The organism is Arthrobacter sp. ISL-72, from assembly GCF_018613755.1.
Taxonomy (GTDB): Bacteria; Actinomycetota; Actinomycetes; order Actinomycetales; family Micrococcaceae; genus Arthrobacter.
This window is the reverse complement of sequence record NZ_JAGGPP010000004.1, coordinates 80,366-92,605: the sequence shown is the minus strand read 5'-3', so window position 1 is coordinate 92,605 and position 12,240 is coordinate 80,366. Positions and strand designations below refer to the sequence as shown.

Here is a 12,240-nt window from a genome sequence, read left to right as displayed (position 1 = left end):
GCTGCCACCCATCCCAAACGCGTAGGTCACCGAATGCTTACGGTAGCCGCGGCACCGCTGACTTTGTCCGGACCGCTGGCTACGCTGTGTATTACTTTCTTTACAGCCGAAAATCAGCGAGCTTATGATTTTGTGGCTTGTCCGTCCGATGTTGCCGCCAACAGTTAGGTAAGCCCGGAAATGGCTGAAGCCATGATTGAATTCCTGAGCGTCACCAAGCGATACCAGAGCGGGCAGCCGGCCGTGGACAACCTCACCATGTCCATCGACAAAGGCTCCATCACGGTTTTCGTGGGCCCGTCCGGCTGCGGAAAGACCACCTCCCTGCGGATGATCAACCGCATGGTGGAGCCCACCTCGGGCACCATCACGGTGGACGGGAAGGACGTCACCTCCGTTCCGGCGGCGCAGCTGCGCCGGTCCATGGGCTACGTCATGCAGTCATCCGGGCTGATGCCGCACCGCTCCGTGCTGGACAACATCGCCACCGTCCCGCGGCTCAAGGGCGTCCCCAAGGCGGAGGCGCGCAAACGGGCCGAGGAACTCCTTGATGTTGTCGGGCTGGCTTCGGTGCTCGGCAGGCGGTACCCCTCCCAGCTGTCCGGAGGCCAGCAACAGCGCGTCGGCGTGGCGCGGGCGCTCGCGGCTGACCCACCCGTACTGCTGATGGACGAACCCTTCAGTGCCGTGGACCCCGTGGTGCGCGACGAACTCCAGCAGGAGCTCCTGCGCCTACAGCGGGACCTGGCGAAGACCATTGTGTTCGTCACCCACGACATCGACGAAGCCACTGTGCTGGGGGACAAGGTGGCCGTCTTCGCCACCGGCGGCAAACTGGCGCAGTACGCGACGCCGGAAGAAATCCTGCGTGCCCCCGCCAACAACTTTGTGGCATCCTTCGTCGGCAAGGACCGGGGGTTCCGTCACCTCGCGTTCAGCCCGTCCGACGCCGTTATCCTCCATGACGTCCCGACGGTCGGTCACAGCGAACTCGGCTCCGCGGCGGCTGGTTTCGCGGGGGACGAATGGCTGCTCGTGGTGGACGCGGACTCCCGCCCGCTGGGCTGGACCAGCCCGGGTGCCGGCTCCGTGCTCATTCCTGGCGGCTCGCTTTTCCGCCAGGGAGAGTCCCTGCGGCGGGCCCTGGACGCAGCCCTTTCCTCGCCCTCAGGGCTGGGCGTCGCCGTTGACTCGGACGGCAGGCTCACCGGCGTCCTCAAGGCCGATGAGGTGCTTGCCGTCATCGAGTCGGCACGGCTGGTCCGGCAGGAAGCCCTCTGATGGAATGGTTCCTCGCCAACAGCGGGCGGGTGTTCGAGCTGGCAGGCCAGCATCTGACGCTGGCCATCCTGCCAATGGTCTTTGGTTTGCTGCTCTCGGTTCCGCTGGCCCAGTTCGCCCGGCGCAACAGGACCCTGCGATCGGTGGTGGTTACGGCAACGTCCCTGCTCTACACGATCCCGTCCCTTGCCTTGTTCATCATCCTCCCGTCCATCCTGGGAACAAGGGTGCTGGACCCCGTCAACGTGATTGTTGCCCTCACGATTTACGCTGTGGCCCTGCTGGTAAGGGCCGCCCTCGACGCGTTCGACTCCGTGGATGACGATCTCCGCCAGGCCGCCGTTGCCATGGGGTTCAAACCCGGCGCGCGTTTCCTCCAGATCGATCTGCCCCTGTCACTTCCTGTGCTGTTCGCCGGACTGAGGGTGGTGTCCGTCAGCAACATTTCACTGGTGAGCGTGGCCGCCCTGCTGGGCATCGGGAACCTCGGGATGCTCTTCACCTCCGGCCTGCAGCGCGGTTTCATCACCGAAGTGCTGGTGGGCATCATCGCCATCCTGGTGCTCGCCCTCCTGATGGATGCGGTGCTGGTGCTGCTGGAACGGCTGCTGACCCCGTGGATCAGGGCAGTGCCGACGAAGGACAAGGCCGGGCTCCCCGAGGCTGCCGAGCGGCTGTCCGATGTGCGGACAGGAGGCGCCTCCGCATGAGCAACGTCTTCTCGGACACCTTTGACTGGCTCGGCGACCCGCTGCACTGGACCGGAAGCGCGGGAATTCCGGTGCGGCTGGCCGAACACCTCCAATACACGGGCCTGGTGATGCTGATCGCCGGCGCCATAGCCGTCCCCGTCGGTCTCTACGTCGGCCACACCGGCCGCGGCCGCGTGGCGGTCGTCGCGTTGGCCGGAGCGCTGCGGGCCCTGCCCACCCTTGGCCTGCTGACCCTCTTCGTCCTCCTGGCCGGCATCGGACTGATGCCTCCCATCTGGGCCCTTGTGATTCTCACGGTGCCTCCCCTGTTGGCAGGCACCTATGCCGGGATTGCCAGTGTGGACCGGAATGTTGTGGACGCCGCCCGGGCGATGGGCATGACCGAACTGCAGGTGCTGTTCCGGGCGGAGTTTCCCAATGCGCTGACCGTGATGTTCGGCGGATTCCGGACCGGGGTGCTCCAGGTGATTGCCACGGTGTCAGTGGTGGCCTACATCAACCTCGGCGGCCTGGGCCGGTACCTCTTCGACGGCCTGGTGCTGTCTGATTTTCCGCAGATGCTGGGCGGTTCGCTGCTGATAGCGGCCCTGGCCATCGCGGTCGATTTGCTGCTCGCAGTTTTCCAGCGGCTCTTCCTGTCCGGGGGAGTCCCTGCCACGCCAGGCCGGAGCCAGCAGGCACCGGTTGATCTCACAGACCCCGTGTCCGCGGAGCCTGTTGTTCAAGGAGGTACGTCATGAAGGAAACCAACCCTAGTATCCTGGGCCGCCGCGCTTTCGGCGGGCTCGCCGCCGGCGTCGGACTGGCCCTGGCTCTGTCCGCATGCGGTGGCGGTTCGAATCCGCTGGAAAGCGCGCCCCCCACAAGCGGTTCGGCATCAGGCTCCGCGCTGGTGATCGGATCCGCCGACTTCCCCGAAAGCCAGATCCTGGCCGAGATCTATGCGGGTGCCCTTAACGGCGCGGGCCTGACCGCCAGCACCAAGCCCAACATTGGCTCGCGCGAGGTGTACTTCAAAGCTGTCCAGGACGGCTCGGTGGACGTCATCCCGGACTACAGCGGCAACCTCCTGCTGCACGTGGACAAGGAAGCCACCGAGGTTTCGGCGGAGGACATCTACAAGGCCCTTCCGGACAAACTGCCTGAGGGGCTGGCCGTGCTGGATCCCTCAAAGGCCGAGGACAAGGACGCCATGGTGGTGACCAAGGCGACCGCGGAAAAGTACCAGCTCAAGTCGATTGAAGACCTCGCCAAGGTATGCAGCGAACTGGTGGTGGGAGCACCGGCCACCTTCGCGGAACGCGCCTACGGCCTGCCCGGCTTGAAGAAGAACTACGGCTGCGAGCCCAAGAAGCTGGAACCGTTCAGCGACGGCGGCGGGCCCATCACCCTCAAGGCGCTGCTCGAGGACAAGGTCCAGGTGGCCGACATCTACACCACCACGCCAGCCATCGCGGACAATGACCTGGTGGTTCTGGAGGACCCCAAGGACAACTTCATTGCCCAGCAGGTCCTGCCGCTGTACAACACCGCCAAGGTGACGGACAAGGCGAAGGAAACACTTAACTCCGTGTCCAAAATCCTCACCACGGAAGACCTGATCAACCTCAACCGCGCAGTCAGCGGCACCCAAAAGGAGAACCCGAAGGACGCGGCAGCGGCCTGGCTCAAGGACAAGGGCCTGGTTAAGTAGCGCCGACGGTAAGTAGCCGAAGCGGCCAAACAGGCAATAACGCACGACGGCGCCTGCCGGACCCCACGGGGTCCGGCAGGCGCCGTCGTCGTGTCCACATGATTGAGTCCGGGCGTCCGGCGGCTCGCCCGGGCTGTGAGTCAAGTCTCAGCGGAAGTACATCCTCCATATGGCATATTTGATGGATGGCAGAATTCAAGCAGTCCACCAAGCTTCATAATGTCCTCTACGACATCCGTGGACCGATTCTTCAGGCCGCCCAGCAGATGGAGGCAGAGGGTCACCGCATCCTCAAACTGAACATCGGAAACCCGGCCCCGTTTGGTTTTGAAGCGCCGGACGCCATCCTGGTGGACATGATCCGCCACCTGCCGCATGCCCAGGGCTACAGTGACTCCCGCGGCATTTTCTCGGCCCGGACTGCCGTCTCGCAGTACTACCAGACCCGCGGGATCCAGAACATTCATGTGGACGACATCTACCTCGGCAATGGCGTCAGCGAACTCATCACCATGTCCCTCATGGCGCTCCTCGACGACGGCGACGAGGTCCTCATTCCCACGCCGGACTATCCGCTGTGGACTGCTTCCGTGGCCCTCGCGAGCGGCCGGCCGGTACACTACCTCTGCGACGAGGAGTCCGGCTGGCAGCCCGACCTGGAGGACCTGGAATCCAAGATCACGCCGCGGACCAAGGGAATCGTGGTGATCAACCCGAACAACCCCACCGGTGCCGTGTATCCGGAAGAGACCCTCAGGAAGATCGTGGCCCTCGCCGAAAGGCACGGGCTGGTGCTTTTCGCAGACGAAATCTACGAGAAGATCCTGTACGAGGACGCCGTCCACGTGAACCTCGCCGGCCTCACGGGCGACGACGTGCTGTGCCTGACGTTCAGCGGTCTGTCCAAGGCCTACCGGGTGTGCGGCTACCGGGCCGGCTGGATGGCCATTTCGGGTCCCAAGAAGGACGCCGCCGACTACCTTGAAGGCATCAGCCTGCTTGCCAACATGCGCTTGTGCGCCAACGTGCCGGCCCAGCATGCGATCCAGACGGCGCTGGGCGGATACCAGAGCATCAACGACCTGATCCTGCCCGGCGGCCGCCTGCTGGAACAGCGGAACAAGGCCTACGACATGCTGAATGCCATCCCCGGCGTGAGCACGCAGCAGGCCAGGGGAGCACTGTATCTGTTCCCCAAACTGGATCCCGAGGTCTACCACATCCGCGACGACGAAAAATTCGTCCTGGACCTCCTTCGAGAGCAGAAGATCCTTGTTTCCCATGGACGCGCCTTCAACTGGGTGCGGCCGGATCACTTCCGGATGGTCACGCTGCCCAACGTCAAGGACATTGAAGAAGCAATTGGTCGTATGGGGGACTTCCTGAGCCGGTACCAGGGGAACTAGCCTGAGCTGACGGGCGCTTGGTTCCCGTGGACTTTGCGGAAAGGATACCCATGGACGGCGTCGTCGGCTTCAAAGAGCACCCTTGTGAAACCCTGAGGGTAGGGGAAGGCTTTTCCCTGGCCAGCGTCGATCCTGACTCCACGCCGGGCTACAGCGGGGGCAAGGAGGACGGCCGTGCCCTGCTGGCCGGCATGGATGACGAACTGGCCGAGCTGCAGGAAAAGCTGTTTGCCGAGTCCCGGTTCGGCGGCACCAAACGCGTCCTGCTGATTCTGCAGGCCATGGACACCGCGGGCAAGGGCGGCATCGTCAAACACGTCATGGCTGCCATGGATCCCCAGGGCGTGCAGTTCAAGGCGTTCAAAGCCCCCACCGATGAGGAAAAGTCCTACGACTTCCTCTGGCGCATCGAGAAGGAAGTGCCGGCCGCGGGCATGGTGGGGGTCTTTGACCGTTCCCACTACGAGGATGTGCTGATCCACCGCGTCCATGGCTGGGCCACTTCGGAGGAAATCAAGCGTCGCTACGTGGCCATCAATGAGTTTGAGCGGCGGCTGACCGACTCCGGGACCACAGTGGTCAAGGTGATGCTGCACATCAGCGGGGACGAGCAGAAGGCCCGGCTCCTGGCAAGGCTGGACAACCCCGCGAAGCACTGGAAATACAGCCGGGGCGACAGGGATGAGCGCGTCTTCTGGGACGACTATATGGAAGCCTTCCAGGCGGCGATCGATGCCACCAACACGCTTGAAGCGCCCTGGCATGTGATCCCGGCCAACAAGAAGTGGTACGCGCGCATCGCCGTGCAGCAGCTTCTGCTCCAGGCGATGCAAGACCTGCAACTGGAATGGCCGGCCGCAGAGTTTGACGTGGCACTGGAACGCCGCCTAGTGGAAAAGTCCTGAACTAGGACTCGGGTGCGGCCTGGTTCCGGGCGGCGGCCAGGCGTTTCCGGGCGCCTTCCAGCCATTCCTCACAGCGCTTGGCCAGGGCCTCGCCCCGCTCCCACAGAGCGAGCGAGTCCTCGAGGCTGGCGCCCCCGGCTTCCAGCTTTCCCACTACCGCCACGAGTTGTTCGCGGGCTTCCTCGTAGCTCAGCGCTTCGATGTCCGCGTTCGGTTTCTTCTCCGCTGTCAATGTGTTGCTCCCTGCTGGTGGTGGTAAATGATCGGTGCCCGTCCGGGCCGGGGCTGGTTCAGCTGTCGGATATCCGGTGGCCGCCGGTTGACCGGGCGGAGAAGCTGCCTCCTGCCACCCGGACGAAGAGATCGGACCCCTCAGGGGCCTGGGAAGGCTGCCGCACGACTGCCCGTGGTGAGTCGGTCGCCGGGTCTGTCCCCGCGACCTGGACCACGGCGTAGCCCCGGTCCAGGGTCTGCTGCGGTGAGAGGGAGCGCACCTGGTTACGGAGGTGCAGGATCTTGTCCGCTGCCCGCAGCACTGCAGTACTGATGGCGGCCCGGGAGCGGCTGCTGAGCCGCGCAACATCCTCGGCGCGCGCATTGACCATGACTTCCGGCGCGGCAAGGACAGGCCGCGAATGCAGCGAGGCCAGCCGGTCCGATTCCCGTTCCACGAGCCGCGTCACGCCCCGCCGGAGCTGGTCCCTGGCCTGCCGTACCGTGGCAAGTTCCTCCGCAACGTCAGGAACGATCCTCTTGGCGGCGTCGGTTGGCGTGGACGCCCGGAGGTCGGCGACGTCATCCAGGATGGGGCGGTCGGCTTCGTGGCCGATCGCGCTGACCACGGGGGTGGACGCGTTCGAGACGGCCCGGATCAGGTCCTCATTACTAAAGGGCAGGAGGTCCTCGAGCGCGCCGCCGCCGCGGGCAATGACAATGACGTCGACGTGGGGGTCGGCATCGAGTTCCCGCAGCGCCCCAACGATCTGGGCGACAGCGGTATTACCCTGCACTGCCACCTCCCGGACGTCGAATTCGACCGCGGGCCACCGGAGGGCGGCATTGCGCAGCACGTCCTTCTTGGCGTCCGAGTCCCGTCCCGTGATCAGCCCGATCCGGTGCGGGAGGAGCGGCAGCGGTTTTTTGCGTGAATCCGCAAAAAGGCCCTCACGCGACAGCGCCTGGCGCAGCCGTTCAATCCGTGCGAGCAGATCCCCCAGCCCCACGGGCCGGATATCCTTCACGGCCATGTTCAGGCGTCCGGTCTTGAGCCAGAACTCCGCCTTAATGAGCGCCACCACCCTGGAGCCCCGTTCCAAGGGAACCTCCTGGCGGTCCAGCAGGTTGGACCAGATGGAGGCGGGCAGCGAAATCTCGGCATCGACGTCCCTGAGCGTCATGAAGGCGCTGCCGCCGCGGCGGTTCAGTTCGATGACCTGGCCCTCGACCCATGCCGACGGGGTGCGGTCGATATGGGCCTTCAGCTTTTGGGACAGCAGCTGCAGTGGCCACGGGTTGTCCGGACTTGTGTCGGCGGCCGTCGCGGGAAGCGTGGTAGCCGCAGGCGTATTGTCAGCCACGGATGGACCGTGACGGGGAGGGAGCCGTGGGCATGGGAATCCTTTGCGGGTGGCGGGCATCAAACCGAATCAACTCTATCCATAGCTCTACCACTGTCGGCCGACATTTTTGCTTCCCGGCCGGCGCACCTAGGATGGCAGTACCGCCAAACCAAACCCTAGGAATCCCTTGCGCTCTTTTGTCTCAGCTGCCGCCGTCATCCTTGGACTGCTGCTGGCCGCCGTCGCCCTCCCGGCCATCTGGGTGGACCGGAACATTGTGCAGGAGGACGGCTTTGTTTCACTGGCCGCGCCGCTGGGCAAGGACGCCGTCTTCCAACAAAGGCTGGCCTCGGCAGCGGTAGGCAGCATCGATCCGGAGGGGCAGATTCCTGAGCCGCTCGCGAACCTGGTGCAGCCGATCCTGGACTCTGCGGCCACGTCCCTGACAACCATGCCCGGTTATCCGGCGGCCTGGGAGGAAACGCTGAGGAAGAGCCACCGGCTTAACTTCGCCGCCGCCGGTGAAGCCACCCCGGAGGACACGCCGTCCACGTCGCTCACGCTGGATGTGGCGCCTTTGGTCGGCCTCCTGACCCAGCAGATTTCCGAGGCAACCAACGTGCCGTTGGAAGCGCCGGACCAAACACTCATCAACATCGGGCAGCCGAGCCAGCGTCAGCTCGCGGACCAGGCTTCGGCGTACGCTCCCATCGGCTATGCCCTTGCTGCGGGCTCCGGCACCGCGCTGCTGCTTGCCCTCATTGCCGCACGCCGGCGCTGGACCGTATTGGTGGGCACGGGTGCCGGAGCGTTGGTGCTGGCGGCGGTCTGGAAACTCGGCTCTGACGCGGCGGCCCTCGCCGTGGGCGGAGCAGCCAGCGGGGACGAAGTGGCGGATCTCTTCAAGAGCGAATTCATCGCGGCGTCCTCTGACCGGTTCGGGCAATGGATCCTGGCCACCGTTATTGCCGGCGCCGTCCTTATCGTGGCCGGCGTCACTCTCCGCGTTGCTGCCGGCGCCGGGCGCCCCCAGGGTTCCCGGTAGCATTGAACAATGACCACCTCAGCTGTCTCCATCCCCATGCCTTCCATTCCGCGCAGGCGCCGTTCGCCTGAGGACGTGCTGGCTGCGGCGCCGGTTTCAGGTCCCAAAAAGGTTCTTCTGGCGGCTCCCCGCGGCTATTGCGCCGGAGTGGATCGGGCGGTCATTGCGGTTGAGAAAGCCCTGGAGCACTACGGCCCGCCGGTCTACGTGCGTAAGCAGATCGTCCACAACGTTCACGTGGTCAGCTCCCTCGAGGAGAAGGGCGCCATCTTTGTTGACGAGACCGATGAGGTCCCCGAAGGCGCCCTGGTGATTTTTTCGGCCCACGGGGTTTCGCCCGCCGTGGTGCAGTCGGCAGAGGACCGGGGTCTTCGCACCATTGACGCCACCTGTCCGCTGGTGACCAAGGTGCACCGGGAGGCTGTCCGGTTCGCCAAGGACGATTTCGACATCCTCCTCATCGGCCATGACGGCCATGAGGAAGTTGAAGGCACCGCCGGCGAAGCGCCCGAGCACATCCAGATCATCAACGGCCCGCACGAGGTGGACAAAGTGACGGTCCGGGATCCGGAAAAGGTCATCTGGCTGTCGCAGACCACCCTGAGCGTGGACGAAACGATGGAAACGGTCAGGCTGCTGAAGGAGCGCTTCCCCACACTGCAGGATCCGCCCAGCGACGACATCTGCTACGCCACCACCAACCGTCAGGTGGCCATCAAGAAGATTTCCCCGCAGGCGGACCTGGTCATCGTTGTGGGTTCAGCCAATTCCTCGAACTCGGTCCGCCTCGTGGAGGTCGCCCTGGAATACGGTGCAAAGGCCTCCTACCGCGTCGACTTCGCCAACGAAGTGGACGAGGCCTGGTTCGAAGGGGTTGCCACGGTTGGCGTGACCTCCGGCGCGTCCGTTCCCGAGGTTCTGGTCAAGGATGTGCTGCGCCTGCTGGCTGACTACGGTTACGGCGACGTGGAAGAAATTGTGACCGCCGAGGAAGACCTGCTCTTCTCCCTGCCGAAGGAACTCCGCGCAACGCTGAAGAAATCCGGGGACGTGACCCGCGCCCTGGGCGGACGGCGCGGAGCGCGGGCCTGACCCTCCCTGAAGTGCCGGCAACCCTTGCGGTACCGGGGCAATCCCTGAGGTCCCGGCTACGCGGCTGACTCCTCGTCCTGAAGCTCGGGAGCGGCCACCGACCGGGGGGTCGCCTCGACGGCGGGAGGTGTGGTGAGCCCCTCGACGTCCAGCGCATTGAGTTTTCTGGCCGTCGGAAGGACACGGGCCTCCAGCGTTCCCACCATGGAGTTGTAGCGGTCTACGGAAGTCTTCAGTGAGGACCCCAGCTTGGTGACGTTCTCGCCGAGCGTCCCCATCCGTTCGTAGAGCTGCCGGGCCAGCTCGAAGAGTTCGCGGGCGCTGTCAGTCAGCACGTCCTGGCGCCACGTGAATGCCACGGACTTCAGCACTGCCAACAGGGTGCCCGGGGAAGCCAGCACCACGTTCTTGTTAAGGGCGTAGTCCAGCAGCCCCGGATCCGCCGCCAAGGCGGCCGCCAGGATGGACTCCGCCGGGAGGAAGCAGATCACCAGTTCCGGGGAATTGCCCGGGATATCCCAGTACTTCTTGTTACTCAAGGCGTCCACGTGTGCTTTCAGGGCCTTGGCGTGTGCTGCCAGCAGCGGTCCCTGTCCGTTGGGGGAGCCCGGCCCTTGTGCCTGGCGTCCCGCGGAAGACCCGAGATCCTGGGCCTCGAGGTAGGACGCGAGGGGCACCTTGGCGTCCACCACCAGCTGCTTGCCTCCCGGCAGCTGAACCACGAGGTCGGGCCGGACAGCGCTCCCGGATCCGGTGCTGTGGTGCTGCTCGTGGAAATCAACGTGGCGGAGCATGCCTGCGGCTTCCACCACGCGCCGGAGCTGGACTTCGCCCCACTGGCCGCGGGCACTGTTGGAGCGCAGCGCGGATTCAAGGGCGTGGGTTGAGCGCAGAAGCTGCTCGTCGGAGAGGCGGGCCTCATGGAGCTGCTGTGCCAGCTGTCCGTATTGCTCCAGCCGGTCGCGTTCCAGCAGGGACACCTGCTGCTGCACCGCCGTCAGCTTCTCGGCCACGGGTGCCAGGGCCCGCAGGACGCTCCCGTCCTGGTTGCGTGATTCGCCCAGCTCCCGGTTCTGTGCGGACAACAGACGCCGCTCGGCGTCGGCCGCCGCGAACTGGGCGCTCACCTCCGAAAGGCGGGCAGAGACGCCGTCGAAATCATGTTCCAACGCGGTGTTCCGCCGGCGGAACACAACATAGGTGCAGGCCGCGCTTATCACGGCGCCGAGAATCAGCATCAGCAGGGCAAGTATCAGTGCAAAACCATCCATGTGTTCACTGTGGCACGGGCCTGTGACATTTTTGCCGCAGACGCACTCAGGAGGCACGCATCCCGCCCGGGCTGCCTGCTGATCCCGGCAGGGGAGGGAACGAACCGCCGCATGGTTCCGCGCCGATTACCGGTAGAATCAATGCTCGTGGCTCTTACTATTGGCATCGTCGGACTGCCCAACGTCGGCAAATCAACTCTTTTCAACGCACTGACCCGGAATCAGGTGCTCGCGGCGAACTATCCGTTCGCCACCATCGAGCCGAATGTCGGGGTCGTGAACCTGCCCGATCCCCGCCTGGAGAAGCTCGCAGCCATTTTCGGCTCGCAGCGGCTGCTCCCCGCAGCGGTGTCCTTCGTTGATATCGCCGGCATCGTTAAGGGCGCCTCCGAGGGAGAAGGCCTGGGCAACCAGTTCCTCGCCAACATCCGCGAGGCCGAGGCCATCGCCCAGGTGGTTCGGGTGTTTGATGATCCCGACGTCATCCACGTTGACGGCAAGGTTGATCCGCGCTCGGACATGGAAACCATCAACACCGAGCTGATCCTGGCCGATCTGCAGACCATCGAAAAGGCCATTCCCCGGATCGAAAAAGAAGTTAAGATCAAGAAGCGCGAGGCCGCCGAACTGGCCGCCATCAAGGCCGCGCAGGTGGTCCTTGAACGCGGCGACACCATCTTCTCCTCGGTCAAGAGCGACAAGCTGGAAATGGAGCACCTCAAGGAGCTCAGCCTCCTCACGGCCAAGCCGTTCATCTACGTCTTCAATGCGGACGAAGGCATTCTGGGCAGCCCGGAAAAGCAGGAGGAGCTGCGCGCTCTCGTGGCCCCCGCTGACTGCATCTTCCTCGACGCCAAGCTGGAATCCGACCTCGTCGAGCTGGATGAGGAAGAAGCCCGCGAAATGCTGGAAATGAACGGCCAGGACGAATCGGGCCTCGACCAGCTGGCCCGCGTCGGGTTCCACACCCTGGGACTGCAGACCTACCTGACCGCGGGCCCGAAAGAGACCCGCGCCTGGACCATCCACCGGGGGTACACGGCTCCGCAGGCAGCGGGCGTGATCCACTCCGATTTCCAGCGCGGCTTCATCAAAGCCGAAGTCGTTTCCTTCGATGACCTCCTTGAAGCCGGATCGATGGCGGAGGCCAAGGCCCGCGGCAAGGTCCGCATCGAAGGCAAGGAATATGTGATGGCCGACGGCGACGTGGTGGAGTTCCGCTTCAACGTGTAGCAGCCAGCGCACCACAGTCAGAGTCAGTGATTGAGCATTAAC

Annotated in this window: 12 protein-coding genes; 9 read left to right on the top strand and 3 right to left on the bottom strand. The window is 64.5% G+C overall.

Going from position 1 to position 12,240, the window contains the following annotated elements; all coding sequences use genetic code 11:
• Positions 1-180 precede the first annotated feature (180 nt).
• From J7I92_RS03405 to J7I92_RS03380, 6 genes are all read left to right on the top strand, one after another.
• Positions 181-1,281: an ABC transporter ATP-binding protein gene (locus J7I92_RS03405; protein WP_285290056.1), complete on the top strand. Its 1,101-nt coding sequence runs from the start codon at positions 181-183 to the stop codon at positions 1,279-1,281.
• Positions 1,281-1,991 carry an ABC transporter permease gene (locus tag J7I92_RS03400; RefSeq protein ID WP_214837353.1) on the top strand — a complete coding sequence of 237 codons (711 nt, stop codon included), beginning with the start codon at positions 1,281-1,283 and terminating at the stop codon, positions 1,989-1,991. Before J7I92_RS03405 ends, J7I92_RS03400 begins: the two co-directional genes overlap by 1 nt.
• Entirely contained in the window at positions 1,988-2,734 is a 747-nt protein-coding gene (locus J7I92_RS03395) for an ABC transporter permease (RefSeq protein WP_214837351.1), read from the top strand. Before J7I92_RS03400 ends, J7I92_RS03395 begins: the two co-directional genes overlap by 4 nt.
• Positions 2,731-3,687: an ABC transporter substrate-binding protein gene (locus J7I92_RS03390; protein WP_214837349.1), complete on the top strand. Its 957-nt coding sequence runs from the start codon at positions 2,731-2,733 to the stop codon at positions 3,685-3,687. The genes J7I92_RS03395 and J7I92_RS03390 overlap by 4 nt, the downstream gene beginning before the upstream one ends.
• A gap of 185 nt (positions 3,688-3,872) precedes the next feature.
• Positions 3,873-5,093 (top strand): pyridoxal phosphate-dependent aminotransferase, encoded by a 1,221-nt coding sequence (locus tag J7I92_RS03385; RefSeq protein ID WP_214837347.1) that lies wholly within the window; start codon positions 3,873-3,875, stop codon positions 5,091-5,093.
• Between the two features lie 50 nt (positions 5,094-5,143).
• Complete coding sequence (locus J7I92_RS03380; protein WP_214837345.1) at positions 5,144-5,998, top strand: polyphosphate kinase 2 family protein; 855 nt, start codon at positions 5,144-5,146, stop codon at positions 5,996-5,998.
• Position 5,999: 1 nt separating this feature from the next.
• Here the strand turns inward: J7I92_RS03380 and J7I92_RS03375 are convergent, their stop codons facing one another.
• Both J7I92_RS03375 and xseA read right to left on the bottom strand, forming a co-directional pair.
• Positions 6,000-6,230: an exodeoxyribonuclease VII small subunit gene (locus J7I92_RS03375; RefSeq protein ID WP_214837343.1), complete on the bottom strand. Its 231-nt coding sequence runs from the start codon at positions 6,228-6,230 to the stop codon at positions 6,000-6,002.
• A 58-nt stretch (positions 6,231-6,288) separates the two neighbouring features.
• Positions 6,289-7,575: an exodeoxyribonuclease VII large subunit gene (gene xseA / locus J7I92_RS03370; protein ID WP_214837341.1), complete on the bottom strand. Its 1,287-nt coding sequence runs from the start codon at positions 7,573-7,575 to the stop codon at positions 6,289-6,291.
• 169 nt (positions 7,576-7,744) lie between these two features.
• Between xseA and J7I92_RS03365 the strand changes: the two genes are divergently transcribed.
• Positions 7,745-8,602 carry a hypothetical protein gene (locus J7I92_RS03365; RefSeq protein ID WP_214837338.1) on the top strand — a complete coding sequence of 286 codons (858 nt, stop codon included), beginning with the start codon at positions 7,745-7,747 and terminating at the stop codon, positions 8,600-8,602.
• Between the two features lie 9 nt (positions 8,603-8,611).
• Positions 8,612-9,694: a 4-hydroxy-3-methylbut-2-enyl diphosphate reductase gene (locus tag J7I92_RS03360; protein WP_214837335.1), complete on the top strand. Its 1,083-nt coding sequence runs from the start codon at positions 8,612-8,614 to the stop codon at positions 9,692-9,694.
• Positions 9,695-9,750: 56 nt separating this feature from the next.
• On the opposite strand, the gene J7I92_RS03355 is transcribed toward J7I92_RS03360, so the two are convergent.
• Entirely contained in the window at positions 9,751-10,965 is a 1,215-nt protein-coding gene (locus J7I92_RS03355) for a DNA recombination protein RmuC (RefSeq protein WP_214837332.1), read from the bottom strand.
• Between the two features lie 147 nt (positions 10,966-11,112).
• Between J7I92_RS03355 and ychF the strand changes: the two genes are divergently transcribed.
• Positions 11,113-12,198 (top strand): redox-regulated ATPase YchF, encoded by a 1,086-nt coding sequence (gene ychF, locus J7I92_RS03350; protein ID WP_214837329.1) that lies wholly within the window; start codon positions 11,113-11,115, stop codon positions 12,196-12,198.
• Positions 12,199-12,240: the final 42 nt, after the last annotated feature.